At 71.5% G+C, this 24,886-nt stretch carries 23 protein-coding genes; 19 read left to right on the top strand and 4 right to left on the bottom strand.

The genetic code is table 11. The features are described 5' to 3' along the window. The first annotated feature begins 113 nt into the window (after nucleotides 1-113). The 6 genes from MODMU_RS14010 (at nucleotide 114) to MODMU_RS27085 (ending at nucleotide 6,549) form a co-directional block, all read left to right on the top strand. Entirely contained in the window at nucleotides 114-1,730 is a 1,617-nt protein-coding gene (locus MODMU_RS14010; RefSeq protein ID WP_197537326.1) for an ABC transporter substrate-binding protein, read from the top strand. Further along, nucleotides 1,727-2,761: an ABC transporter permease gene (locus MODMU_RS14005; RefSeq protein ID WP_014740937.1), complete on the top strand. Its 1,035-nt coding sequence runs from the start codon at nucleotides 1,727-1,729 to the stop codon at nucleotides 2,759-2,761. Before MODMU_RS14010 ends, MODMU_RS14005 begins: the two co-directional genes overlap by 4 nt. Next, nucleotides 2,748-3,635, top strand: a complete 888-nt coding sequence (locus tag MODMU_RS14000; protein WP_014740936.1) for an ABC transporter permease — start codon at nucleotides 2,748-2,750, stop codon at nucleotides 3,633-3,635. The genes MODMU_RS14005 and MODMU_RS14000 overlap by 14 nt, the downstream gene beginning before the upstream one ends. After that, nucleotides 3,632-4,795, top strand: coding sequence for an ABC transporter ATP-binding protein (locus MODMU_RS13995; protein ID WP_014740935.1), 1,164 nt, complete (start codon nucleotides 3,632-3,634; stop codon nucleotides 4,793-4,795). The genes MODMU_RS14000 and MODMU_RS13995 overlap by 4 nt, the downstream gene beginning before the upstream one ends. Then, nucleotides 4,792-5,886 carry an ABC transporter ATP-binding protein gene (locus MODMU_RS13990; RefSeq protein ID WP_014740934.1) on the top strand — a complete coding sequence of 365 codons (1,095 nt, stop codon included), beginning with the start codon at nucleotides 4,792-4,794 and terminating at the stop codon, nucleotides 5,884-5,886. Before MODMU_RS13995 ends, MODMU_RS13990 begins: the two co-directional genes overlap by 4 nt. Before the next feature lie 132 nt (nucleotides 5,887-6,018). After that, nucleotides 6,019-6,549: a YceI family protein gene (locus MODMU_RS27085; protein WP_014740933.1), complete on the top strand. Its 531-nt coding sequence runs from the start codon at nucleotides 6,019-6,021 to the stop codon at nucleotides 6,547-6,549. Nucleotides 6,550-6,590: 41 nt separating this feature from the next. On the opposite strand, the gene MODMU_RS28530 is transcribed toward MODMU_RS27085, so the two are convergent. From MODMU_RS28530 to MODMU_RS13975, 3 genes are all read right to left on the bottom strand, one after another. After that, nucleotides 6,591-6,767: a hypothetical protein gene (locus tag MODMU_RS28530; RefSeq protein WP_014740932.1), complete on the bottom strand. Its 177-nt coding sequence runs from the start codon at nucleotides 6,765-6,767 to the stop codon at nucleotides 6,591-6,593. Nucleotides 6,768-6,834: 67 nt separating this feature from the next. Then, complete coding sequence (locus tag MODMU_RS13980) at nucleotides 6,835-8,679, bottom strand: phosphoenolpyruvate carboxykinase (GTP) (RefSeq protein ID WP_041795276.1); 1,845 nt, start codon at nucleotides 8,677-8,679, stop codon at nucleotides 6,835-6,837. Nucleotides 8,680-8,827: 148 nt separating this feature from the next. Beyond that, a complete protein-coding gene (locus tag MODMU_RS13975; protein WP_166503494.1) occupies nucleotides 8,828-9,355 on the bottom strand; it encodes a MarR family winged helix-turn-helix transcriptional regulator in 528 nt (175 codons plus the stop codon). Nucleotides 9,356-9,761: 406 nt separating this feature from the next. Between MODMU_RS13975 and MODMU_RS13970 the strand changes: the two genes are divergently transcribed. The 12 genes from MODMU_RS13970 to MODMU_RS13915 all read left to right on the top strand — a co-directional run bounded on the left by MODMU_RS13970 (nucleotide 9,762) and on the right by MODMU_RS13915 (nucleotide 20,951). Continuing rightward, the gene (locus MODMU_RS13970) at nucleotides 9,762-10,598 is read left to right on the top strand and encodes a transketolase (protein ID WP_166503493.1); all 837 of its coding nucleotides are present in this window, start codon (nucleotides 9,762-9,764) and stop codon (nucleotides 10,596-10,598) included. Then, nucleotides 10,598-11,578, top strand: a complete 981-nt coding sequence (locus MODMU_RS13965; protein WP_014740928.1) for a transketolase family protein — start codon at nucleotides 10,598-10,600, stop codon at nucleotides 11,576-11,578. The genes MODMU_RS13970 and MODMU_RS13965 overlap by 1 nt, the downstream gene beginning before the upstream one ends. A 22-nt stretch (nucleotides 11,579-11,600) precedes the next feature. Beyond that, the gene (locus MODMU_RS13960; RefSeq protein ID WP_014740927.1) at nucleotides 11,601-12,668 is read left to right on the top strand and encodes a zinc-dependent alcohol dehydrogenase; all 1,068 of its coding nucleotides are present in this window, start codon (nucleotides 11,601-11,603) and stop codon (nucleotides 12,666-12,668) included. Further along, nucleotides 12,665-14,185, top strand: coding sequence for a sugar ABC transporter ATP-binding protein (locus MODMU_RS13955; protein WP_014740926.1), 1,521 nt, complete (start codon nucleotides 12,665-12,667; stop codon nucleotides 14,183-14,185). The genes MODMU_RS13960 and MODMU_RS13955 overlap by 4 nt, the downstream gene beginning before the upstream one ends. Next, the gene (locus MODMU_RS13950) at nucleotides 14,182-15,171 is read left to right on the top strand and encodes an ABC transporter permease (RefSeq protein ID WP_014740925.1); all 990 of its coding nucleotides are present in this window, start codon (nucleotides 14,182-14,184) and stop codon (nucleotides 15,169-15,171) included. The genes MODMU_RS13955 and MODMU_RS13950 overlap by 4 nt, the downstream gene beginning before the upstream one ends. Before the next feature lie 102 nt (nucleotides 15,172-15,273). After that, a complete protein-coding gene (locus MODMU_RS13945; protein ID WP_014740924.1) occupies nucleotides 15,274-16,272 on the top strand; it encodes a sugar ABC transporter substrate-binding protein in 999 nt (332 codons plus the stop codon). An 84-nt stretch (nucleotides 16,273-16,356) separates the two neighbouring features. Then, nucleotides 16,357-17,139 (top strand): SDR family NAD(P)-dependent oxidoreductase, encoded by a 783-nt coding sequence (locus MODMU_RS13940; protein ID WP_014740923.1) that lies wholly within the window; start codon nucleotides 16,357-16,359, stop codon nucleotides 17,137-17,139. Between the two features lie 9 nt (nucleotides 17,140-17,148). Further along, nucleotides 17,149-18,030, top strand: coding sequence for a sugar phosphate isomerase/epimerase family protein (locus MODMU_RS13935; protein WP_014740922.1), 882 nt, complete (start codon nucleotides 17,149-17,151; stop codon nucleotides 18,028-18,030). A gap of 45 nt (nucleotides 18,031-18,075) precedes the next feature. Beyond that, nucleotides 18,076-18,930, top strand: a complete 855-nt coding sequence (locus tag MODMU_RS13930; protein WP_014740921.1) for a helix-turn-helix domain-containing protein — start codon at nucleotides 18,076-18,078, stop codon at nucleotides 18,928-18,930. A 67-nt stretch (nucleotides 18,931-18,997) separates the two neighbouring features. Beyond that, complete coding sequence (locus MODMU_RS13925) at nucleotides 18,998-19,945, top strand: NADP-dependent oxidoreductase (RefSeq protein WP_014740920.1); 948 nt, start codon at nucleotides 18,998-19,000, stop codon at nucleotides 19,943-19,945. Further along, on the top strand, nucleotides 19,942-20,403 hold the full coding sequence (locus MODMU_RS13920; RefSeq protein WP_014740919.1) for a cupin domain-containing protein: 462 nt from the start codon (nucleotides 19,942-19,944) through the stop codon (nucleotides 20,401-20,403). Before MODMU_RS13925 ends, MODMU_RS13920 begins: the two co-directional genes overlap by 4 nt. 146 nt (nucleotides 20,404-20,549) lie before the next feature. Beyond that, a complete protein-coding gene (locus MODMU_RS13915) occupies nucleotides 20,550-20,951 on the top strand; it encodes a VOC family protein (RefSeq protein WP_014740918.1) in 402 nt (133 codons plus the stop codon). 47 nt (nucleotides 20,952-20,998) lie between these two features. Here the strand turns inward: MODMU_RS13915 and MODMU_RS13910 are convergent, their stop codons facing one another. Next, a complete protein-coding gene (locus MODMU_RS13910; RefSeq protein WP_014740917.1) occupies nucleotides 20,999-22,435 on the bottom strand; it encodes a chloride channel protein in 1,437 nt (478 codons plus the stop codon). Nucleotides 22,436-22,847: 412 nt separating this feature from the next. Between MODMU_RS13910 and MODMU_RS13905 the strand changes: the two genes are divergently transcribed. Next, nucleotides 22,848-24,698, top strand: coding sequence for a BCCT family transporter (locus MODMU_RS13905; protein WP_041795273.1), 1,851 nt, complete (start codon nucleotides 22,848-22,850; stop codon nucleotides 24,696-24,698). Nucleotides 24,699-24,886 lie beyond the last annotated feature (188 nt).

Raw genomic sequence — 24,886 nt, 5'->3', positions numbered from 1 at the left:
GCCCGGTCACTGCACCGTACGGGCTCTGGCCGCTGGGGCGATCGGTCCCCACGACCGCCGCGCACCCGGCCCACCGCACAGTCAACGACGCCTAACCGAGCGGGAGTACCGACGTGAGACGAAGCCTGAAGCTGGCCCCTCTGGTGGCCATCGCCATGGTGCTGACCGCCTGTGGTGGCGGTGACGACGGCGGTACCACCGACGGCGGCAGCGGGGGCGCGGCCGCCGCCGGGGAGCCGACGCCCGGCGGTGAGGTCACCGTCCTCGAGGACGCCGCCTTCGCCGGCTCCTGGCCGGCGGGTCTGGACCCGGCGACCAACACCACCGGCGGTTCCAACATCGCGATCAACCAGGCCATCTTCGGCGGCCTGTTCCTGCTCAAGGCCGACGACGACGGTTCGAACGCCGAGGTCACCCCCAACCAGGCGGAGAGCTACGAGTTCTCCGAGGACGGGCTGACCTTCACCGTGAAGCTGCGGGACGGCATCCAGTTCAGCGACGGCACGCCGCTGGACGCCGAGGCGGTCAAGTTCAACTGGGACCGCGACCTGTCCAACCCCTGCACCTGCAAGCCCACCTGGCCGCTGGCGCCCAACGGTGTCAGCGTGGTCGACCCGTTGACCGTCCAGCTGCAGTTCACCCGGCCGTACGCGGCGATCCTGGCCTCGTTCCCGGCCAGCAACGTCAACTGGATCGCCTCCCCGACGGCGCTGGAGAAGGCCGGCGAGGACGCCTTCAAGATCACCCCGGTGGGTGCCGGTCCGTTCACGGTCGTCTCCAACCAGCTGAGCTCGTCGGTGGTGCTGGAGAAGAACCCGAACTACTTCAAGGAGGGCCTGCCCTACCTGGACAAGCTCACCTTCCAGTCCATCGGTGGTGACCAGCCCGCCTACCAGGCGCTGCAGGCCGGTCAGGCGCAGGCCTACGAGGGCCTGAACACCACACCGCTGCTGGAGCAGGCGCAGGAGAACGACCAGCTGCAGGTGACGGTCCAGCCGGCGACGTCGCCGTACGTGATCCAGCTCAACACCGCGATCGCGCCGTTCGACGACGCCGAGGCCCGCGAAGCGATCTACCGCGCGACCGACTTCGAGGCGATCAACAAGGGCATCTTCGGCGGCATCTACGACGTGAGCCAGAGCTTCACCGGCCCCGGCGGGAAGTTCTACGAGCCGACGGTCGAGGGCTACCCGGAGTACGACCTGGACAAGGCCAAGCAGCTGGTGGAGGAGGTCGGTGGCATCACCATCCGGCTCGGCACCATCAGCAACTACGTGGCGACGCAGATCAACACCGCGCTCCAGACGCAGTGGCAGGAGGCCGGGATCGAGGTGGAGATCAACGACTACCAGCTGGCCGGCCTGATCCAGGAGTTCACCGGCGGGAAGTGGCAGGCCATGCTGCAGACCGCGGGGGCGTGGGACCCGGCCGCCGGTGTCGGCGTCGGCTTCCGGTTCTCCTCCGGCGTCCCCTACAGCGGGGTCAGCGACCCCGCGCTCGACAAGCTGCTGAACGACGCAGCCGCCACGCTGGACGAGGCCCAGCGTGCCGACCTCTACAAGCAGGCCGGCGAGCTCATCGCGCAGAACGTCTACGCGCCGTTCGGGCTGGCCTTCGCGCCGGCGAACCTCGCCGTCCAGGGTGTGCACGGTCCGGGTCTGACCACCAAGATCCCGCCGATCCTGGTCAACGCCGGGGTCATCTGGGACGAGGTCTGGCGGGAGCAGTGACCACTGCCACCCTCCCGCGGGTCCCGGGCAACCGGGACCCGCGGGTCTCCCCGTTCCGCCGGGCGACCGGGAGCCCGGCCCTGCGGCTGGTCGTGAAGCGGCTGCTGATGGCCATCCCGATCATGCTCGGGGTCACGATCCTCACCTTCTGGGTGCTCAGCCTGATCCCGGGCAACGCGGCCCAGCAGTTGCTGGGCGCGGAGGCCACCCCCGAGGACGTCGCCCAGCTCGAGGAGCAGCTGGGGCTGAACGAGTCGGGGGTGTCCCGGTACCTGAGCTGGCTGGGCAACGCGCTGCAGGGGGACCTCGGCAACTCCTTGGTCAGCGGCCAGCCGGTCAGCGAGATCCTGGGCGACCGGCTGGCGGTCACCGGCGAGCTGGTGTTCCTGGCCTTCGCCGTCTCGCTGCTGCTGGCCGTCCCGGTCGCGCTGCTCGCCGCCCACAAGCCGAACGGCGTGATGGACCGGATCAGCATGATGATCAGCACGCTGGGCCTGTCGGTGGCGAACTACGTGCTGGCGCTGATCCTGGTGCTCGTCTTCGCGGTGACGCTCGGCTGGCTGCCGGCCATCGGGTTCGCCCCCCTGTCCGACGGCCTGTGGGCCAACCTCAAGACGATGATCCTGCCCTCGGCGGCCATCGGCCTGCCGCTGTTCTGCTTCTACACCCGCTTCCTCCGCGGTGACCTGGTCGACCAGCTGCAGCAGGAGGAGTACGTGACCACCGCCCGGGCGAAGGGCATCGGCTCCTGGCAGGTGCTGCTGCGGCACGCCTTCCGCAACTCGTCCTTCGGCCTGATCACGGTCGTCGGCCTCAACCTGGGCGCGCTGATCGGCGGCACCGTCATCATCGAGCAGATCTTCGCCCTGCCGGGCGTCGGCCAGATGCTGCTCCAGGCCATCAACACCCGGGACTTCGTCGTGGTGCAGGCGGCCGTGGTGATCTTCGCCCTGGTGGCCGTGCTGGCGAACCTGCTGGTCGACCTCATGTACGCCGTCCTAGACCCGAGGATCCGGTATGGCTCTCGCTGAGACACCCCTCCAGGTCGCCGACAACCCCGCCGCCGACCAGGACGACGCGGTCCCGGGCAGCCGCCGGTGGCGCGGCCACTGGGGCATCTGGCTGCCCGGTGGCGCGATCGTGCTCATCGTGGGTGCCTGCTTCCTGGGCCCGGCCCTGTTCGGGCTGCCCAAGCCGGTCGGCGGCAACGTCCTGGAGAGCTACCTGCCCGCCGGGTCGCCGGGGCACCTGCTGGGCACCGACCCCAACGGCAACGACATCTTGTCGCGCCTGCTCCACGGCGGCCGGGCATCGCTGTTCATCGCCGCGACGGTCAACATCGTGGGCCTGGTCGTGGGCGGCACGCTGGGCGCGCTGTCCGGCTACGTCGGCGGCGCCGTCGACACCGTGATCATGCGGGTCCTCGACGTGCTCATCGCCTTCCCGTCCCTGGTGCTCACCCTGGCGGTGGCGCAGGCGCTCGGGCCCAGCATCCGCAACACGATCCTCGCGCTGGCGTTCTTCAGCATCCCGGCGGTCGCCCGGGTGGCCCGCTCCGCGGTGCTCCGGCTCCGCGGCCAGCCGTTCATGGCCGCCGCCGAGCTCTGCGGGACGCCGGCGTGGCGGGTGCTGTTCAAGCACCTCGCGCCCAACATCGCCCCGCAGCTGATCACCTTCGCCATGCTGGGCATGGGCATCGTGATCATCATCGAGGGAGCGTTGAGCTTCCTCGGTCTCGGCATCCCCGCCCCCGCGCCGAGCTGGGGGAACATGGTGGCAGACGGCCAGCTGAGCCTCTCGGCGACGCCGATGCTGGTGGTGTGGCCCAGCCTCGCCCTGCTGCTCACCGTGCTCTCCTTCAACCTCCTCGGTGAGAACCTGCGATCCCGCTGGAGCGGACGATGAGAGCCGACCGGACCACGTACGCCACCGGCGACGCCTCCGTCAGCACGGGCATGATCGACTCCCGCGCCCCGGCGGGGGGACACCGCGCCGAGCCCGTCCCGGGGGAGCCGTTGCTGACCGTGGAGGACCTCCGGGTCCAGTTCACCCGCGGCGGGCGGCGGATCAACGCCGTCAACGGCCTCTCCTACGAGATGGTCCCCGGCAGGCTGATGGCGATCATCGGCGAGTCCGGTTCCGGCAAGAGCGTCAGCTCCCGGGCCCTCATGGGCCTGCTGCCCGGGACGGCGACGATCACCGGGTCGATCCGGCTCGACGGCCGGGAGCTCATCGGGCTCGACGAGAAGGAGCTGCGGAAGCTGCGCGGCGGGGACATCGCCATGGTCTTCCAGGACCCGGCGCGCTCGCTGAACCCGACCATGAAGATCGGCGCCCAGATCACCGAGGCCGTGCGGGCGCACGCCGACCTGGACAAGAAGGGCGCGCAGGACCGGGCCGTCGAGCTGCTGCGGCTGGTGCGGCTGCCCGCGCCCGAGCGCCGTTTCCACGAGTACCCGCACCAGCTGTCCGGCGGCATGCGGCAGCGGGTGATGATCGCCATCGCGCTGGCCGGCGAGCCGCGACTGCTGATCGCCGACGAGGCCACCACGGCCCTGGACGTCACCACCCAGGCGCAGATCATGGAGCTGCTCGTCGAGCTCCGGGAGCGGTTGGGCATGGCGGTCATCATGATCAGCCACGACCTCGGGCTGGCGGCCAGCTACGCCGAGGACGTCGTGGTCATGTACGCCGGGCGGGCCGTCGAGCACGCCCCGGTCCAGACGTTGTTCTCCAACGTCCGGATGCCCTACACCCGCGCCCTCCTCGGGGCGATCCCCGCCCTGGAGCGCGAGCCGCACTCGATGCTGCCGGTCACCCCCGGGCAGCCGCCGGACATGAGCGCGCTGCCCCGGGGCTGCCCGTTCCGGCCGCGGTGCCCCAACGCCACCGACAAGTGCCTGGAGCACCCGCCGTTCCTGGAGCACGAGCCGGACCACTGGTACGCGTGCTGGCACCCCGCCGGCACCGAGCTCGACACCGCGCCGGCGGTCACCGCCGCCGCGGCACCGGCGACCGCGGCGGCCCACCACTCCACCGCACACGACCAGGGAGCCGCCCAGTGACCGCCACCGAGCAGCAACCGCAGGGCCGACCCGTGCCGCCGAGGACCACGCTGCTCCGCGCCCGGAACCTGGTGCAGGAGTTCCCGGTGCGCGGCGCCGGGGGCGTCAAGGGCGGTGTCGTGCACGCCGTGTCCAACGTGTCCTTCGACGTGTACGCGGGCGAGACGCTCGGTGTGGTGGGTGAGACCGGGTCCGGCAAGTCCACCCTGGCCCGGTCGGTGATCCAGGCGCCACGGCCCAAGTCGGGCGAGGTCGAGTTCCAGGGCACGGACCTGATGAAGCTGCGCCGACGGGACCTCAAGCAGGCCCGCCGGCAGATGCAGATGGTCTACCAGGACCCGTTCGGCTCGCTGAACCCGCGGTGGCGGATCTCCGAGCTCGTCGAGGAGCCGCTGATCGGGTACGGCGAGGGCAGCGCGAGCTCCCGCAAGCGCCGGGTCGACGAGCTGCTGGACCTGGTCGGCCTGGACCCGTCCCAGTACGCCCGACGGCGGCCGCACGAGATCTCCGGTGGGCAGTGCCAGCGGGTGGCCATCGCCCGGGCGATCGCCCTGGACCCCGCGCTGGTCATCTGCGACGAAGCCGTCTCCTCCCTCGACGTGCTCATCCAGGCCCAGGTGCTCAACCTGTTCGAGAAGCTCCGCCGCGACCTCAACCTGTCCTACCTGTTCATCGCCCACGACCTGGCGCTGGTCAAGCAGGTCAGCGACCGGGTCGCGGTCATGTACCTGGGCCAGCTGGCCGAGATCGGGCCGGCCGAGGGGATCTACCGGCAGCCGCTGCACCCCTACACCTCGGCGCTGCTGGACTCGATCCCGCGGATCGACCCGGCGACCGGCCGGGCCAACAAGCCGGTCTCGCTGCCGGGGGAGCCGCCTTCGCCGGTGGACCCGCCGAGCGGTTGCCGGTTCCGCACCCGGTGCCCCCGCGCCCAGCTGAAGTGCGCCGAGGAGGAGCCGCAGCTGGTCGAGCTGCTGCCCGGGCACCAGGCGGCGTGCCACTTCCCGTTGACGGTCCCGGAGAGCGAGCTCCCCCCGCGTCCGGCCGGCGCGACGCAGGCGGCCCCGGACGCGTCGGTCGCCGTCGGGTAGCCCTCAGGAGGCTGAAGGCCGTCGTGGGCCGCCCAGACCGGGCTGCTCACCTGTGGCGCGCGCGAAGCCATGGCGGCAGCACTGCGTTGGTGCTTCGCTGGTCGGACCACGGGGGAGTGAAGAGGGCGCATCATGACCGTCGCCAGCAGCCCCTCGGTGCAGGCACCCCCATCGGGCACCTACCGGGTCCTGCCTCAGGTGTCCACGGTGTCCTACTCGGGCCGGCACCTGTTCGGTCTGGGCACCGTCCACGCCACGTTCGCCGTCACCTCCGGGGAGGTGCAGGTGCGCGACCCGGTCGCCGAGTCGACGGTGGTCGTGCACATGGACCCGACGTCGTTCAGCTCGGGCAACGCCAAGCGGGACCGGGACGTCGTCGGTGCCTCGCTGCTGGACTGCGCGACGCACCCGGAGATCTCGTTCGCGTCTCGCGGGCTGCGGGAGGAGGGCGACCACTGGGTGCTCAGCGGGACGGTCACCGCCCACGGCACGGCTGTGCCGGTGGACGTCGTGATCGACCGGGTGAGCCCGGAGGTGCCCGGCATGCGGGTGCATGCCCGGGCCGGCCATCTGGACCGGCACGCCTTCGGGATCACCGGGGCGAAGGGCATGGTCGGGCGGTACCTGGACCTCGACTTCGACATGGTGGCTGAGCGGGTCTGACCGTCGACCCGCGCGGTCGGCCACCGTGAGGTCCTCGCTGCTCACCCTTCCGGCGCCGGTACCGGTTCCTCGATCCGGTCCCAGCTGTGGTGGCTGTACACGGTCTTGGTGCCACCGGCGTCGTAGACGACGAGGTGACCCGTGGCGGTGAAGCTGAAGCGGGCGTCGTCGCCGTAGCGGATCACGTCGCCATCGGCTCGGTGCAGGTCGAAGGCCATGCCCGGAGCCTGGCACGAGGAGCCGGTGGGAGCCGCGCCGGAGTGGGGTGCAGGGCGCGGCCGACGGTCACGGCGACCCGGACTCCAGGGCCTGGGTGACGCGGCGATGTGCCGCCCAGATCTCCTCCGGCAGACCGCTGAAGGCGCTCAGGTGCTCCTCCCGGTGGGTCATCTCCTGCTCCCAGCGGGCGGTGTCGATGGTGAGCAGCCGCTCGAGGTCGTGGGCGGGGAGGTCCATGCCGCGCAGGTCCAGCTCCTCCGGTGCGGGCACGATGCCGACCGGCGTCTCCGTGCCGCTGACCTCGCCGGCCTTGAGCTGCATCAGCCAGAGCAGGGCCCGCAGGTTGTCGCGGTACCCCGGCCACAGGAAGTGGCCGTCCTCGGGATCGCGCTGGAACCAGTTGACGTGGGCGAACAGCGGCTTCTCCGTCGCCGAGCCGATGATCTCCAGCCACAGTGCGGCGTAGCGGCCCTCCGGCACGGCCATGAACGGGCGCATCGACATGGGGTCGTAGCGCAGCACGCCCTCGGTGCCCTCGGCGGCGAACGTCGCCTCGGCGCCCAGCGTCAGGCCGTCGTACACGCCTTCGGCGAGGTCGGTGATCGCGCGCACGAGCGGCTCGCGGTCACGCGTGCGCCCGCCGAAGATGATCGCGTCGATCGGCACGCCCTGCGGCCTCTCGTAGTCCGGCGCGATGTTCGGCACGTTGGCCAGGGTGGTGGTGAACCGGCTGTTCGGGTGGGCCCACGGCGAGACGTCGCTGCCCTCCGGCCGCTCGGAGACCAGCGCACCGGTCCAGTCCCGCCAGCCGGTGACGTCGGCCGGCGGCTGCGGCGTCTTGCCCTCCCACCACACGTCCTGGGTGTCGGCGTTGTAGGCGACGTTGGTGAAGATCGTGCCGGTGCCGGGAGCGATCGCGGCGACCGCGGTCGGGTTGGTGTCCTCGTTGGTGTCCTTGGCGACGCCGAAGACGCCGAACTCGGGGTTGATCGCGTAGATCCGGCCGTCCTGCGGGTCGACGCGGAGCCAGGCGATGTCGTCGCCGTAGAAGTCGACGCGGTAGCGGTCACCCAGGGCGTCGGGGGCGAGCGTCATGGCCAGGTTGGTCTTGCCCGAGGCGCTCGGCATGCCGCCGCAGACGTGGTACGTGCGGCCGGTCTCCTTGTCGGTGATGCCCAGCAGCAGGAACTGCTCGGCGAGGAACCGGCCCGAGGACCAGCCGTCGTAGGCCGCCTGACGCAGGCCGTGCGCGATCTTCCCGAGCAGCGCGTTGCCGCCGTAGGAGGACCCGTAGTGCAGGATCGTCCGCTCGTCGGCGACGGTGACGAAGTAGCGCTCGTCCGCCGGCGTCCCCTGCCCCAGCTTCTCCAGGTCACCGGTGACGTGGACGCCGCGGACGAAGCTGCCCGGGTCGGCCAGGTCGTTGACGTGCTCGACGCCGACCCGCGCCATGCGGATCATGTGCAGGACCACGGTGCGGGCGTCGGTGAGCTCCACGCCGGTCGCGTAGCCGGCGAGGGGGGAGCCGGGCGGTGCCATGAGGTAGGGGACGACGTACATGGTCTTGCCGGCCGAGGCGCCCCGCATCCGCTCCTCGAGCAGCGGCTTCATCTCCGCCGCCGGGCGCCAGTTGTTGTAGACGCCGGCGTCGGCGGGGTCGCTCGTGGCGACGACGGTGCGCTCCTCCGACCGCGCGGTGTCCTTCGGGTGGCTCCGGGAGTAGTAGCGGCCCTCTCCGGCGGGGGAGAGCTCCCCTGCGGCCAGCGCCTCCTGGACGAGCCGGCCGTCGTCGGAGGCGTTGACCACCTCGAGCCGCTCGGCGCCGGTCAGCTCGAACCAGTGCCGCACGTGCTCGCGGACCCGGCTGTTGGTCAGTCCTGCTCGGTCGAGCTCGGCATCCACGGCGATCACGACCTCACCTGCTTCCATGAGGGAGATGGGACGAGTCGGGCGGTGGGCGGTGTCGCCCGTGACCCGGAACGTATCGGCACAGCGCCGACGGTGCCGCGCGGAAGGACCGCTGACCTGTGCCGCGGACGCCTGGCCGGCCGCCCACGGCTCATGCGTCCTCGGCGACCTCGCGCTGGTCGAGCGAGTCCTGGGCGTGCAGCTCGGGAGCGCGGGCGAGGAGCCGGCGCAGCAGCTGGTTGAGCTGGACGACCTCCTCGGCGGTCAGGTCGGCCAGGATGATCTCCTGCCCGCGCATCGAGACCGGGAGCATGGCGTCGTGCATCTCCACGCCCTCGGGGGTGAGGAACAGCTGCCGTGACCGGCCGGTGTCCTCGACCTGCACGATCAGCCGCCGGGCGGTGAGCACACCGACGCTCTTGGAGATGATCGCCTTGTTCATCGCCACGAAGTCGGAGATCTCGCTGGCAGTCACCCCCGGCCGGATGGCCAGGACGGACAGGACGCGCCAGTCGTTGGTGCCCAGGCCGAAACGGGCGCGGAGGATGCGCGACTCACGCCAGACGAGGCTGTTGGACAGCAGGGAGATCAGACGCGGCGTGAAGTCGTTGCTGTCGATCACGTCGGGCACGGGTTCAGAGACGGCATTCGGCGGCAGCTCCATCGTCGGGTTCCTCATCACGGTGGCGTGGCGCGCGGCCCCATCTCGCGCGATGCGGCTCCTGCCTGTCCGTAAAGCGTAGCCAGGCGCAGGCGACGGACCAGCGGGGAGTGCTCCGCCGGCCCGACGCCCAGCGCAGTGAGCGGCGTCAGCCGCGTGGGTGTCGAGCCGCGGGGCGGTCGCGTCCGGTGAGGCCCGACGACGGGTGTTTACATCTAAACCGTACCTGGCTAGTGTGGCGCCCACCACATGGTTCACAAGTAAACTGGATCTGCTACTGTGACTCAGGTCACATCCGGTGAGGCCGCACGAGTCGCTCAGGACTGCGGAGCAGGGGCCCGGCTGGACCACATCCCGACCGTCATCGATGAGGGGTCAAGAGATGAGAGACGACGTTGCCCGGCTCGAGGGTGATCGCCCCTCCGTGGCCGAGCTCGAGGACAGGGCCTTCGAGCTGCGGTCCAAACTGCTCCACCTCTGCGGCACGTACGAGGGCGCTGTCCACATCGGCGGGGACCTCTCGGCTGCGGACATCTTCACCGCGCTGTTCCACTACGGGCTGCGTGTCGACCCGCACGACATCAGCAACCCGCACCGCGACCGGTTCCTGCTGAGCAAGGGCCATGCCGCCGTCTGCATGTACATCGCCATGTCGATGCGCGGCTTCTTCTCCTACGAGGGCATCGTCGACACGTACGGGCAGCTCGACAGCGCCTACGGCATGCACCCCTGCAAGGTCCAGCTCCCCGGCGTCGAGGCGTCCACGGGCTCGCTCGGGCACGGCCTCCCGATCGCGGTGGGCATGGCGCTCTCCGGGCGGCACCGCGGTGATGCGCACCGCGTGGTGTGCCTCCTCGGCGACGGCGAGACCGGCGAGGGCTCGGTGTGGGAGGCCGCCATGGCGGCCCGCAGCAACTCACTCGGCAACCTGGTGGCCTTCGTGGACCGCAACCGGCAGCTGATGACCAGCCACGCGGAGGAGCGGATCGCCTTCGAGCCCTACCCCGACAAGTGGCGGGCCTTCGGCTGGGACGTCGTGGAGATCGACGGCCACGACATGGCCTCCCTCGTCAAGGCCATCGACGAGCTGCCCGCGCCCGACAGCGACCGCCCGACGGTGGTCATCTGCGAGACGGTCAAGGGCAAGGGCGTGGACTTCATGGAGCGCAACCTCGCCTGGCACGCCGGCTCGCTCGGCGCCGAGGACCTCCAGCGGGCACTGGCCGCCCTCGAGGCGTCGCGACAGAAGGAGACGGTCTGATGCCGGTCACGTTCACGTTCGGCGAGATGCTGTCGGCCCGGTCGGTGATCGGGACGACCCTCGCGGAGCTCGGCAAGACGCACGAGAACCTCTGGGTGCTCACCCCGGACATCGGCGCGACGCTGGTGGAGTTCCAGGAGACGTTCCCGGACCGCTTCGTCGACGTCGGCCTCGCGGAGCAGGTCTGCGTCGGCATCGCCGCCGGCCTCGCCTACGACGGCAACATCCCGGTCGTCTCCGGCATGCTGCCCTTCCTGAGCATGCGGGCGCTGGAGCAGATCCGCACGGACGTCTGCTACCCCAACCTGCCGGTCAAGATCATCGGGACGCACGGCGGGTTGGTCGGCAACGGCGGGTCGACGCACTACGCGGTCGAGGACCTGGCGCTCATGTGCGCCCTCACGAACATGACCGTCACCTCGGTCGGTGACCCGGCCATGGTCGGTGAGGTCCTGCGCCAGTCGATGACCCTGCCGGGACCGATCTACATCCGGCTCGCGGTCGGCAAGAAGGACAAGGTCCTCTACGCCGAGGGTGAGCACGACGTGCGGATCGGCAAGGGCATCATCGCCCGCGACGGCACCGACGCCACGATCTTCACGCACGGGACGACGGTGGCCCAGGCGCTCCAGGCGGCCGAGGACCTCGCCGCGGACGGCCGGTCGGTGCGGGTGGTCGACATGTTCACGCTGAAGCCGATCGACGAGGCGCTGATCGCCCAGTGCGCCGACGAGACCGGCGGTCGGTTCGTCGTCCTGGAGGACCACCTCGCCTACGGCGGCCTGGCGACGCGCATCGCCGACGTCGTCGCCGACCGGGGCATCCGGCTGAACGCCTTCGAACGGCTCGGCATCCCCCAGGTCTACGCGGGCTTCGGCGACGACGAGGAGCTGCGCGACAAGCACGGCTACGGCCTCGCGGCGACGGTCGCGGCCACCCGCCGGGTGATCGCGCAGCCGTCCTGGCCCTCGTCCCACTGACCCGCGCCGGACGGAGAGACAGATGAGAACAGTCGCGGTCACCAAGATCGGCAGCCTGCGCGACCCGGACGAGTCCACCCGGGGCCGGATCGGCGTCGTCGAGATGCCCGAGCAGCCGCTGGGCCCGGAGGACGTGCGGATCCGGGTCGCCTACTCGGCGATCTGCGGGTCGGACCCCCACCTGGCCGAGGGGTTCTTCGGCACCGACGTGCCCATCGGTCTCGGCCACGAGCTCTCCGGCGTCGTGGAGGCGGTGGGCGACGGCGTCCGCACCGGGATCGAGGTGGGGGACCGCATCGCCGGCAACTTCCTGCGCTTCTGCGGGAGCTGCGGGCCGTGCCGGGACGGACGCCAGCAGTTCTGCGAGTTCATCCAGGACTACAACCGGCCCGGGATGGCCGAGACGGTGACCTGGCACGAGTCCCAGGTGTACCGGCTGCCGGACTCCGTCAGCCTCCGGCACGGTGCGCTGCTCGAGCCCACCTCCGTCGCCGTCCGGATCGCGGACAAGACCCGTCTCCGGGTCGGTGACCGGGTGGCGATCTGCGGCGGCGGTCCGATCGGGCAACTGGCGCTGCAGGTCATGCGGCTGCACGGGGCCACCTCGCTGACCCTGATCGAGCCGATCGCCGACCGCCGGGAGATGGCGCTGGCCGCCGGCGCGGAGCACGTGATCGACCCGCTCACCGAGGACCAGGAGGCCCGGGCGGCCGAGATCACCGGGGGACGCGGCTACGACGTCGTCATCGACGCGTCGGGCTCGCCCCGTGCGGTCCGCGGACTGCTCGACCTGGCGGCGAAGGGCGGCACCGTCGTCTACGGGGCGATGTACCCGCACGACTTCGAGATGCCGCTGAACCTCTCGGACTTCCTCTACCTCAAGGAGCTCACGCTCACCGGGGTCTTCGTGTCGCCCTACGCCTTCCCGCGGGCGGTCCAGCTGCTGCCGCTGCTCGACCTCGACGCGCTGACCGGTACGGACTTCCCCCTGGACCAGGCCGTGGAGGCGTTCGCCGCGCACGTCAGCGGCCGGCACCCCAAGGTCCTGATCCGCTGCAACGACATCGCGGACGACGGGCCGGCGGCATGAGCACGGCGTTCGCGGTCGCGGAGGCGGCGCCGGCGCTGGAGGCCGTGGGGATCTCCAAGCACTTCGACGGGGTGTTCGCGCTCAACGGCGCCGAGTTGTCGGTGCGGCCCGGCGAGATCCACGCGCTCCTCGGCGAGAACGGCGCCGGCAAGTCGACGCTGGTGAAGGTGCTCACCGGCGTCCACACCCCCGACTCGGGGCGGATCCTGCGCAGCGGGGAGGAGGTGGAGTTCGCCAACGTCCGGGTGGCCAACCACGCCGGCATCGTCGCGCTGTACCAGGAGCTCTCCATCATCCCCACGATCAGCGTGGCGGAGAACATCCTGCTCGGTGACCAGACCCCCAGCCGCGGCGGCATCGTGCAGTGGTCGAGGCTGCGCCGCCGGGCGCAGGAGCAGCTGGACAGGCTCCACCAGAGGATCCCGCTGCGGCAGCTGGCCGGCGAGCTCTCGCCCGTCCAGCAGACCATGGTGTCCTTCGCCCGGGCCCTCGCCAACGACGCCCAGGTGCTCATCCTCGACGAGCCGACCGCGTCGCTGACCGACACCGAGATCACCGAGCTGTTCGCGGTGCTCCGCTCGCTGCGCGCGAGCGGTGTGGCGATCGTCTACGTGTCGCACCGGCTCGAGGAGGTCTTCGAGCTCTGCGACCGGATCACGATCATGCGCAACGGCGAGACCGTGCTCACCAAGGACGTGGTCGACTCGACCATCGACGAGGTCATCTCGACGATGGTCGGCCGGTCGCCCGGTGAGCTCTTCCCGGACCGCGGGACCGCCACCTCGACAGTGGCCCTCACCGTCGAGGGGCTCTCCGGACGCCGCGTCCAGGACGTCTCCTTCACCGCCCACCGCGGTGAGGTCGTCGGCATCGGGGGCCTCGCCGGGGCGGGGCGCAGCGAGCTGCTGCGCATCCTCGCCGGTGCCCAGAAGCACGTCTCCGGGTCGATCACGGTGGCCGGGACCCGGCTGCCGCACTCCGCCGGCGTCGCCAGGACCCTGGACGCGGGCATGGCACTGGTGCCCGAGGAGCGGCGGAGCCAGGGGGTCATCCTCAGCGCGACGATCCAGGACAACATCGCGCTGGCCAACATCGCCACGGTGAGCTCGCTCGGCATGGTCTCCGGCGGGCGCATCGCCGACATCACCCGACGCGGGATGTCCGACCTCCAGGTCAAGGCACGCAGCCCGCACCAGCCGGTCGGCGAGCTCTCCGGCGGGAACCAGCAGAAGGTCGTGCTGGCGAAGATGCTGGCCCGCAACCCCGCCGTCCTGCTGATGGACGAGCCGACACGAGGCATCGACGTGGGCACGAAGGCCGAGATCTACCGGCTGATCCGACGGCTCGCCGCCACCGGCACGACCGTCATCGCGGTCAGCTCCGAGCTGCCCGAGCTCATCGGGATGAGCGACCGCGTCCTGATCATGCACGAGGGCCGGATCTCGGGGGAGGCCCGGTCGGAGGACGCCGACGAAGAACTCCTGCTCGCCTACTGCTACGGGAAGGCAGTCTCATGACCACCACGACGACTCCACCGGCGACGGCGGAGGTCCCCGTCCAGAAGCGCACGTCCATCGGGAAGTTCCTGGTGCAGGGCGGGACGACGATCGCCCTGGTCGCGCTGGTCGTCTTCTTCTTCGCGATGCGCCCGGACGTGTTCCTGACGTTCACCAACGTGCGGAACATCCTCTTCCAGGTCTCGATCCTGGCGATCATCGCCGGGGCCCAGACGCTGGTCATGGTCGTCGGTGACTTCGACCTCTCCCTGGCCGCGACGTCCAGCCTGGCCGGGTCCGTGGCGGCCTCGCTGATGCTGGACGGGTCGTCGACCGTGCCGGCGATCCTCGTCGCGCTCGCGGTGGGCCTGGGCGTCGGTCTGGCCAACGGCTTCCTGGTCGCCTACGTGGGCCTCTCCGCGTTCGTGGCGACCCTGGCGACCATGACGTCGGTGACCGGGCTCGCCTACCTGGTCACCGACGGGACGACCCTGTTCGACCTGCCGGCGGGCTTCAACTCTCTCGGCCAGGGGAGGTTCCTGAACATCCCGGTGCCGGTGTACATCGCGATCGGCCTGAGCGTCGTCCTCTGGGCGCTGCTGCGCTTCACCACGACCGGCCGCAAGTGGTACGCCATCGGCGGCAACGTCGAGGTCTCCCGCCTCTCCGGGATCAACGTCAACCGCGGCCGGTTGCTGGCCTTCGCCGCGGCGGGACTCATCTCCGCGGTCGGCGGGATCCTGCTGGCCGCGCGGCTGGGCAGCGCGAGCGCCGTGCAGGGCAGCGACAACCTGCTGTTCTCGGTGGCCGCGGTGTTCCTCGGCATGACCGTCATCAGGTCCGGCCGGGCCAACCTCGTCGGCACGATGGTGGGCGTCGCGATCATCGGCGTGATGAGCAACGGGCTCAACATCCTCGGCGTGAACTCCTACGTGCAGCAGGTGGTCACCGGGCTGATCATCATCGCCGCCGTGACGCTCTCCTCCGTCAGGACGCGCGAGAGGTAGCAGGACCGCGCGTTCCCCCCACGGTCGGACGACGACCACACCCACCCGGTCGGCAACGGCAGACCGCACGTCCTACCAGCACGTCCTACAAGGGAGTAGATCATGCGCAGGAGAAACGGATCGGTCGCGGCCGTCGCGGCGGCCGCGGTGCTCACGACGGTGCTGGCGGGTTGCGGGTCCGGTGACGGCGGGGGCGGTGGCGGCGGCGGTGGCGACGACCCGTTCAAGGTCATCGCCTTCACCTCGGGGAACCAGACGCCGATCGGCGCGTGGTGGGTCAAGGCCGTCACGGAGAAGGCGGAGGCGAACGGCTGGGACCTGAAGATGATCCAGGGCGACTTCGACTTCCAGAAGATGAACCCGCAGGTCGAGAGCGCCATCGGGCAGGGCGCCGACGTGATCCTGGACGGCTACACCGACGTGGCCTCGATCGGGTCGATCGTCACCGCCGCCAAGGACGCGGACATCCCGATCTTCGCCATGGACAGCGCGACCAAGCCGACCGACGCCTTCGCAGTGAACATCACCACCGACCAGCAGGGCATCGCCGACGGCACGTTGGGCGAGATCGAGGCGTCGCTGGGCACGCTGCAGGGCAAGAACGTCATGGTCATCGGCCACGACCCGCACCCCGGCATCCGGCTGCGCTCGGAACTGGCGCTCGAGGAGCTGAAGGCCGCCGGCGCGAACATCGCCGGCGGTGACGTGCAGAAGGTCAAGTCCCCGGCCACCGGCCGCACCGAGGCGCTGGCCATCGTCACCGACTACCTCTCCGCCAACCCGAACGGGCTCGACGCCGTCTGGGTCGGCTGGGACGACGCGGCGCTGGGCGCCTCCCAGGCCATCACCGAGGCCGGCTCGACGGCGAAGGTGACGGGCTGCGACGCCACGAGCGAGGCCCTCGCCCAGATCCAGTCCGGTGGCGCGTTCCTGGCCACCGCCAACCAGCCGTGGCCGGAGATCCTGGACACGCTGATGGAGGACGTGACCACCTACCAGGAGTCCCAGGAGCTCCCGGAGGAGAACTTCCAGGCCGAGGACGTGACCATCGTCAACTCGTCCAACGCGTCCACCATCACGCCGTCGGACAAGTTGGGCTAGCTCGGCTCCACGGGCGGTCGGGGCCGGGGCGGTGCTCCGACCCCGACCGCTCCCCACGACCCACCTCAGCGGAAAGGCACGGCCATGCGCCTGCAAGGCAAGGTCGCTCTGATCACCGGTGGCGCCAGCGGCATCGGCCTGGCGACCGTCCACAAGTTCGTCCGGGAAGGCGCCCAGGTCGTCGTCGCCGACATCGACCGCGAGCGGGCGGAGAAGGTGGTCGCCGAGATCGAGGGCGACGGCCACCCGGGCGCCGCCGCGGCGGTCCAGGTCGACGTCTCGGTGTACAGCCAGGTCGAGGCCGCCGTGCAGCGCGCGGTCGACGTCTTCGGCAAGCTCGACGTCATCTTCAACAACGCCGGCATCGCCGGTGGCAAGGCCCTGCTCGACCACGACCCGGCGGTCGACTACGAGCCGATGATCCGGGTGGACCAGGACGGCGTGTACTACGGCATCCTCGCCGCCGGTCGGCAGTTCCGGGCCCAGGGCACCGGCGGGGTGATCATCAGCACCTCCTCCATCTACGGCGAGCAGGCGGCCGAGCTGGCCTTCACCTACAGCGCCGCGAAGGCCGCCGTCATCTCCTTCACCCGGTCGGCCGCCTACGAGCTGGCCGAGTACGGCATCCGGGCCGTCGCGATCACCCCCGGCCGGGTCGGCACGCCGATCATCAACCAGTTCAGCGAGGAGCTGCGGACGACGTTCGCCTCCGAGCAGCTGCGCGGCAAGCTCACCGAGCCGCACGAGATCGCCGACGTGGTGGCGTTCCTGGCCTCCGACGAGGCCAACGTCATCAACGGCACCGTCGTGCACGTGGACGACGGCTACTCGGTGTTCAAGAAGCGCCTCGACCTGCCGACGTTCTGAGGAGCCGACGTGCCGATCGAGGTCGCCTGCCACCTGAACGTCCTGGTCCCGGACCTCTCCGAGCCAGGGCTCAGCGGGGCACTCACCGCGCTGGCCGAGCTGGGCTACTCGCACGTGGTGCTGCCCCCGATCGACCCGGGGAGCGCTCCGCTCGCGGAGTGGGCCGCGCTGTTCCGCGACCACGGTGTCGCGCCGATCACGCTCGGGGGTCAGGCGCCGGGCGCCGACGTGTCCGCTGCCGACCCCGGGGACCAGGAGCGGGGCGCGGCCGCCCTGCGCCGGCTGGTGGACGCCACGGTGGAACTCGGCGGGGACCAGATGAACGGCGTCTCGTACGGGTTGTTCGGGCGGGCCGAGACGGTGCCGGGCCGGGAGGCGTTCGAGCGGGCGGCGCGCTCGTTGGGCGCGGTGGCCGACCACGCCCACGCCCACGGCGTCACGATGACCTTCGAGGTCCTCAACCGCTACGAGACCGCCATGCTCAACACCGCCCAGCAGGCCCTGGACTTCATCGCCACCAGTGGCTCGGCCCACCTCAGGGTGCACCTGGACACCTTCCACATGGCGGTGGAGGAGGCGGACATGCTCGGCGCCGTCCGGTCCGCCGTACCGGTGCTGGGGTACCTGGAGCTGGGCCAGTCCGGCCGCGGCCCGCTCGGGAGCGGATCTGTCGACCCGGTCGCCGTGGTGCGGGAGGCGCTCAGCGCCGGCTACCAGGGGCGGATCGGCGTGGAGGCCTTCTCGCGTTCCGTGCTGGCGGGCGATGCGAGCGACATGCTCGCGATCTGGCGCGAGCCCTTCACGGACGGGCGGAGCCTCGCGGAGGAGGCGATCGCCATCATCAGGAGGGCGGAGGCGGCCGCAGGGTCGTCGGACAGCACCGCCTCCTGACCGCGGCGAGCCCACCTGGACACGTCCGCAGGGCACACTCGCGCCGTGGACCGTTCCGACTTCGGTGCTGCAGTGCGCCATCTCCGGGAGAGCACGGACCCCGCGGCCGTCGGGCTGCCCGTGGTCAGTCGGCGGGTGTCCGGCCTGCGGCGGGAGGAGCTCGGTGAGCTCGCCGGCATGTCGGCGGACTACGTCCGCCGGCTGGAACAGGGGCGCAGCCACCCCTCGGCCGGCGTGGTGAAGGCGATCGCCCGGGCGCTGGGCGCCGGACGGGCGGACTACGAGCGGCTCTCGGCGCTGGCCGGGTACGCCGCCGCGGACGGGCAGGTGCCCACCGACCTCGGCCCGGGCGCGACGCGGCTGCTGGAGCGGTTCGCCGACACCCCGATGATCGTCACCGACGCCGCGATGAACCTCGTCGCGGTCAACAGCGCCTTCCTGGCCCTGGAGCACTGGGACCGCACCGGGGAGCGCTGGGAGTGGAACGTCGCCTGGCGCGCCTTCTGCCACCCGTTCGCCGCCTTCCAGCAGTCCGCGACCGACGCGAGGAGTCACGAGGCGGTCCTGGTGGCCCAGCTGAGGGCGGCACGGCTGCGCTACCCGGCCGACGCGTCGCTCGCCGCCCTGGTGGACGAGATGCGCAGCCGCAGCCGGCGGTTCGACACGCTGTGGCGGGCACCGCGGCCGGTGGCGGCGTACGAGAGCAGCGCGACGTTCACCCAGTCCGACGGCGACTCCCTCACGCTCGTCGGCAACCTGATCGCGCTCCCCGGTGACGACCTGGCGGCCGTCATGCTGACCGCGGCGCCGGGTTCGCGCGACGCGGCCCGGTTGGTGGAGGTGGTCGGCGCGGCCGACGGGCGGGCGGTCGTGAAGGTGGGCCAAACCGGCCCAGGTTGATCCCGCCGGGAGCTGCGACGTTGGTCGGGCAACGATCCGACGGCATCGAGCGAGGGCAGGTCCAGCGATGAAGGCAGTGCGTTTCCACGAGACAGGCGGTCCGGAGGTCCTGCGGTACGAGGACGTCGACCAGCCCACCCCCGGCACCGGTGAGGTGCGGGTGCGGGTGGCGGCCTCGGCGTTCAACGCCGCCGACGCCGGCATGCGCGGCGGCTTCCTGCCGATCCCGGTCCAGCTGCCGCACGTGCCCGGCTACGACGTCTCCGGCACGGTCGACGCGCTCGGGGACGGCGTCGGCGGGATCGTCGGCGAGGGCGGGCTGCAGATCGGGGACGCGGTGATCGGCTTCCTGCCGATGGAGCGGGACGGCGGCGCGGCGGAGTACGTCATCGCCCCGGCGGACGCCCTGGTGCTGGCGCCCACGAAGGTCCCGCTCGCCGACGCGGCGGGTCTGCCGTCGGTGGCGCTGACCGCCTGGCAGGCGCTGTTCGACCTCGGCGAGCTGACCGCCGGGCAGCGCGTCCTGGTCAACGGCGCCGGGGGAGTGGTCGGCACGTACGCCGTCGCCCTGGCCAAGCGGGCCGGCGTGCACGTCGTGGCGACCGCGAGCCCGCGCAGCAGCGCCGCCGTCCGCGCGGCCGGAGCCGACGAGGTCATCGACCACACCAGCACCGACGTGCTGGCCGCGGTCGACGAGCAGGTCGACGTCCTGCTCAACCTCGCGCCCATCGAGCCCGAGCAGTTCACCGCGCTGGTGGCCGCGGTCCGCGACGGCGGCAAGGTCGTGAGCACCACCGCGTTCATGGCCACCCCCGGTGACGAGGCCCGCGGTGTCTCTGCCGCGACCGTGTTCGTGCTGCCGAACCGGGACCGCCTCGCCGAGCTGGCGTCCCTCGTGGACAGCGGCGACCTGCAGGTCGAGGTCACCCGGCACATCCGGCTGGCCGAGCTGCCCGCGCTGCACGCCGAGGCCGCCGCCGGTCGCATCACCGGCAAGGTCGTCGTCGAGCCATGAGCACCGCGTACCTCGCACGACCCGAACAGCACCAGCAGCTGGAGTGGCTGGGTGGCAGCACCCTGTCCCTCCTGCTCGACGGCGCAGCCACCGGCGGCCGGCTCATGGTCGGGCGCTTCGACGTCAGCCGAGGCGAAGCGCCGCCGTACCACGTGCACAGCAACGAGGACGAGGTCTTCCTGCTGATCGCCGGCACCGCGCTCGTCTGGGCCGACGACGAGGAGAGCGAGCTGACCGAGGGCGGCATCGTCTTCCTGCCCCGGCAGGTGCCGCACTCCTACCGGATCACGTCGGAGACGGCCGACCTGCTGATCATCACCACGCCGGCCGGCATCGAGGGGATGTTCCGCGAGACCGGGCGCGACCGGGCCACCCCGCGACCCCCCGGCTACACGGTCACACCACGACCGGACGTGGCGGCGGAGTACGGCAACACCATCCTGGGCCCGCCCCGCTGAGCGCAGGCGCACAGCACCCGGCCTCACCCGCACCGCGCCGCCCACCTGTCCGGCCCGGTGCGGCTCGGTCGTCCGGTGGGCTTCCCGCGAGGTCCTCGTTGGAGTAGTCAGACGACCTGGACCCGCGACGACGTGAGGAGACATCCGTGGACTGGAGGCTGGAGGTCCTCGTCATCCCGGTGGGTGACGTCGACCGCGCGAAGGAGTTCTACACCGGCGGGCTCGGGTTCGCCCTGGACACCGACTTCACGCCGAACGAGCACTTCCGCGTCGTGCAGGTGACCCCGCCGGGCTCGGCGTGCTCGATCGTGTTCGGGAGGGGCCTGCCCACCGGCGCCCCGCTCAAGGGATGCCAGTTCGTCGTCGCCGACATCGCCGCGGCGGCCGACCACCTCACCGCCGCCGGGATCGATCACAGCGGGATGGTGCACTTCGCCGACGGCGTGCAGACGGCCGGGCGGGACCCGCAGGACGCCGACTTCGGCACGTTCGTGTTCTTCGACGACCCGGACGGCAACACGTGGTCGGTGCAGCAGGGCAAGCGGTGACCGACCGCGGTCGGGACGCCATGGCTGCGGGACGGTCGCCGTCCCCGTCACGGGTCGGTTGACGGTCGTGCCGGGTCGGCTCCCGCGGTCGGTTGCCGAGGGTGGGGGACCGGCTCGGGGGTCCCGGGCGTTGCCTCGCTCCCCGTGTCGCCGGCCCGCGGCGCGGCCGGTCGCGGCGTCAGCCGGGCCGAGGTGACGTAGGAGACGGTGACCGCGACGATGACCAGCGGCATGACCGTGACACCGTCGGCGCCCAGGATGACGGTCGCCAGGAGCACCGAGGTGAGCGGCAGCTGCAGCATCGCGGCGGACATGGCACCGATGCCCATCGCGATCGCCGGGACGACGGGGAGCCCGGGCAGGTGCGACAGCGCGATGCCGCCGACCGCGCCGAGGAAGATCGCGGGGAACGTGGGGCCGCCGCGGAAGGCCACCAGTGAGCCGGCGTACGCCAGCGACTTGCAGGCCAGCAGCAGCAGGAGGGCGCCCACCGTGTAGTCCGTGCTCGCCGAGACCAGCCCGGGCAGCTGGTCCTGACCGGAGAACAGGACGTCGGTCACGGGATGCCCGGTGAGCTCGGCGTAGCCGATCGCCAGTCCCGCGATGGCCAGCCCCACCAGGGGTGCGGCGACCACGATGCGCCGTTCCACGGGTGCGCGGAGTGGCCCGGCGATCCGCCGGACCACCGCCACGAGGACCGCCGCCAGGAGCCCGATGGCGAGTGCCCAGGCGAACTGGGCGACGTCCGGTCGGGCGAACGGGGGCAGGTCGGGCAGTGCGAGGGAGAAGGTGCCGTGTCCGGTCCACGAGTCCAGGCCGATGAAGACGAGGGTCCCGACGCCCGAGGCCAGCAGGCCCGGCAGCAGGACCAGCCGCAGTCTCGGGCCGCCGATGCCGACGGCCTCCATGAGCAGGAACGCGCCGCTGAGCGGGGAGCCGAAGAGGGCGCTGATGGCGGCGAAGCTGCCGGCGGCGGCGGCGACCGCGAGCACCCGATCGGGCGCGTCCCGGCGGGCGAGCCGCACCGTCGCCGCGGCCAGCCCGCCGCCGATCGCGATCAACGGGGCCTCGGGGCCGACCACGGCACCGAAGCCGATGCTGACGACGGCGGCCAGGGTGATGCCGAGCAGGGGCACGGGAGCGGGTGGTCCGCCCCCCGGGTGGAAGCCGTCGAGCGGTGACTCGCCACCGCGGCCGGGCACGAACCGGATCAGGAGACCGACCAGCAGGCCGGCCGTGCCGAGCAGCGGGAGCGGCCACCACGCCGGAACGGGGTCGAGCGCCAGGATCCGCGGGAGGTCGTCGTAGAGCCAGTCGCCGAGGGTTCCGGTGAGGACGAGGAACCAGTAGGCGATGGCGGAGATCGGCACCCCCAGCACCGCGGCGATCACCAGCAGCCGCAGGTAGGCACCGCTGCGCAGGAGAGCGGTCGGGTCGGCCGGTTCCGGCGGCGGAGCCGGGACGTCGCGGACGGGCGTCGTCATCGTGCCGTCCGCCCGCCGTCGTCTGCCACGGCCCCATCTCAGCGCTCCGTGGGCCCTGCGACCTCACCCTCGCCGGAGGACGAGGGCCACCACGGATCAGGCAGGACCGGGTCAGCGCAGGGGTTCCCGCGGCCCTGCCGCCGGGTAGGAACTGTCACACTGACGTAACGCGGAGCCATGCTGGCGTCAGGCTGTGTAAACAATCACAGCGGCCTCTTGTCCTCGGACAGGCCCTCTGGTTCCCTCATGCGAAGTTGGTCTCAAATGACGCAACAGAGATGAGAGTGTCATGGAGCAACAGCCCAGCAGGCCCGACTCGCCTCCCCGACACAGCGGCCAGGCCGGCGAGGCCGATCCGGCGTCGCCGGACCGCGCCGGCGCGGTAGGGGAGGAGCGCCCCACCGGCCATGTCGTGAACCTGGCCGGGATCGACATCCATCCGGCGATCGCTGAACCACCTGTCTGCGTCGCCGACCGGCACGCGGCCGTGGACAAGGTCCTGTTCGCCGTCGCTGCGGCCATGGCCCTCGGCTTCGTCGCCTGGGGCTTCGTCAGCCCCACCGGGCTCGGCAGCGCGAGCGGTTCGGCCCTCACCTGGATCACCGGCAACCTCGGCTGGCTGTTCGTCCTGCTCGCCTCGGCCTTCGTGCTCTTCGTGATCTGGCTGGCGGCGGGCAAGTACGGGCGGATCCCGCTGGGCCGCGACGACGAGCGGCCCCAGTTCCGCACGATCTCGTGGATCGCGATGATGTTCAGCGCCGGCATGGGCATCGGCCTCATGTTCTTCGGGGTCGCGGAGCCGCTGTCGCACTACGTCGCTCCGCCGCCGCTCACGGCCGATCCCGAGACGGCGCAGGCCATCCAGACCGCGATGGCGACCACGTTGTTCCACTGGACCCTCCACCCGTGGGCGATGTACGCCGTCGTCGGGTTGGCGATCGCGTACGGCACCTTCCGGAAGGGACGCCGGCAGCTGATCAGCTCCGCGTTCATCCCGTTGCTGGGCGAGCGGCGGGCCACCGGCCCGGCGGGCCGGGTCATCGACGTCCTGGCCATCTTCGCGACGCTGTTCGGGTCGGCGGCCTCCCTCGGACTGGGTGCGCTGCAGATCGGGAGCGGGCTCGAGATCCTCGGCTGGGCCGGGGACGTCGGCAACGGGATCCTGGTGGCGATCATCGCGGTGCTCACCGCCGCCTTCGTCGCGTCGGCCGTCTCCGGTGTCGAGAAGGGCATCCAGTGGCTGTCCAACACCAACATGGTGCTGGCCCTGGTGCTCGCGGTGTTCGTCTTCGTCGTCGGCCCGACCATCTTCATCCTGAACCTGATCCCGGACGCGGTCGGCAGCTACTTCTCCGACCTCGGCGAGATGGCCGCACGCACCGAGGCCACCGGCGGGGACGCGATGGCCACCTGGCTCCGGGGCTGGACGGTCTTCTACTGGGCCTGGTGGATCAGCTGGACGCCGTTCGTGGGGTTGTTCATCGCCCGGATCAGCCGCGGCCGGACCATCCGCCAGTTCGTCACCGGCGTGCTCCTGGTGCCCAGCCTGGTCAGCCTGATCTGGTTCGCCGTCTTCGGCGGGGCAGGGATCGCCGCGCAGCGCGACGGGATCGACGTCGCCGGGCAGGGCACCACGGAGGGTCAGCTGTTCGCCGTCCTGGACCAGTACCCGCTGGCCACCGCGGCGACCGTGCTCGTGATGGTCCTCGTGGCCATCTTCTTCGTGTCCGGCGCGGACGCGGCGTCGATCGTCATGGGGTCCCTCTCGCAGCGGGGCACCCTGGAGCCGAGTCGCGCGGTCGTCGTCTTCTGGGGCGTCGTGATGGGCTCGGTCGCGGCGATCATGCTGCTGCTGGGGGAGGACGGGGAGGCCCTCACCGGCCTGCAGAACCTCACGATCATCGCGGCACTGCCGTTCGCGCTGGTGATGGCGGCGATGGCCGTGAGCCTGGTCAAGGACCTCAGGCGGGACCCCATCGTGCTGCGCGGCACCTTCGCGGACGTGGCGATCGAGCGGGCCGTCGTCGACGGCATCAGGCGTCACGGCGACAAGTTCGTCCTGGTGGTGGAGCCGCCGGAGAGCGTCGACGGGTCCGGCGGCGCGCACGCCGCGCACACGGTTCCGGTGGGGCCGGAGCCGGGTGGCCGGCGTCCGGGTGGTCCGGCTGACGACACCGCGGTGGCGTCGGGCGGGGCGTCCATCCCGGCGCAGGGTGAGCCCGCGGCCGAGCCCGTCGGCCGCCCGCGCGATCCGCGGGACTAGCGCCCCGGCCGGCTGGTGAGCCTCCCGGCGCTGGCGCTGCACCTGCAGCACCAGCGCCGGGAGGCCTCCCGCGTCCTGGGGAAGGCCCAGTGACGAAACACCGAGCGAGCCCTCGGGTAGGCAATCCCGGCCGTTCCCGCTCGCTGATGGCGCCGACGACCCCGTAGGTCGTCGGCGGAGTCGCCCGG

The sequence above is a fragment of the Modestobacter italicus genome (assembly GCF_000306785.1).
Taxonomy (GTDB): Bacteria; Actinomycetota; Actinomycetes; order Mycobacteriales; family Geodermatophilaceae; genus Modestobacter; species Modestobacter italicus.
The sequence above is the reverse complement of the archived record's forward strand: the minus strand, read 5'-3'. Positions and strand labels throughout refer to the sequence as shown.

Excerpts from the sequence above, each read along its gene's own strand:
- MODMU_RS28530 (WP_014740932.1), bottom strand. The coding sequence starts at position 6,767 with ATGGCCTTCGACCTGCACCGAGCCGATGGCGACGTGATCCGCTACGGC.
- MODMU_RS13960 (WP_014740927.1), top strand. The coding sequence starts at position 11,601 with ATGAGAACAGTCGCGGTCACCAAGATCGGCAGCCTGCGCGACCCGGAC.
- MODMU_RS14000 (WP_014740936.1), top strand. The coding sequence starts at position 2,748 with ATGGCTCTCGCTGAGACACCCCTCCAGGTCGCCGACAACCCCGCCGCC.
- MODMU_RS13965 (WP_014740928.1), top strand. The coding sequence starts at position 10,598 with ATGCCGGTCACGTTCACGTTCGGCGAGATGCTGTCGGCCCGGTCGGTG.
- MODMU_RS13940 (WP_014740923.1), top strand. The coding sequence starts at position 16,357 with ATGCGCCTGCAAGGCAAGGTCGCTCTGATCACCGGTGGCGCCAGCGGC.
- MODMU_RS27085 (WP_014740933.1), top strand. The coding sequence starts at position 6,019 with ATGACCGTCGCCAGCAGCCCCTCGGTGCAGGCACCCCCATCGGGCACC.
- MODMU_RS13950 (WP_014740925.1), top strand. The coding sequence starts at position 14,182 with ATGACCACCACGACGACTCCACCGGCGACGGCGGAGGTCCCCGTCCAG.
- MODMU_RS13920 (WP_014740919.1), top strand. The coding sequence starts at position 19,942 with ATGAGCACCGCGTACCTCGCACGACCCGAACAGCACCAGCAGCTGGAG.
- MODMU_RS13925 (WP_014740920.1), top strand. The coding sequence starts at position 18,998 with ATGAAGGCAGTGCGTTTCCACGAGACAGGCGGTCCGGAGGTCCTGCGG.
- MODMU_RS13975 (WP_166503494.1), bottom strand. The coding sequence starts at position 9,355 with ATGAGGAACCCGACGATGGAGCTGCCGCCGAATGCCGTCTCTGAACCC.
- MODMU_RS13955 (WP_014740926.1), top strand. The coding sequence starts at position 12,665 with ATGAGCACGGCGTTCGCGGTCGCGGAGGCGGCGCCGGCGCTGGAGGCC.
- MODMU_RS13910 (WP_014740917.1), bottom strand. The coding sequence starts at position 22,435 with ATGACGACGCCCGTCCGCGACGTCCCGGCTCCGCCGCCGGAACCGGCC.
- MODMU_RS13945 (WP_014740924.1), top strand. The coding sequence starts at position 15,274 with ATGCGCAGGAGAAACGGATCGGTCGCGGCCGTCGCGGCGGCCGCGGTG.
- MODMU_RS13995 (WP_014740935.1), top strand. The coding sequence starts at position 3,632 with ATGAGAGCCGACCGGACCACGTACGCCACCGGCGACGCCTCCGTCAGC.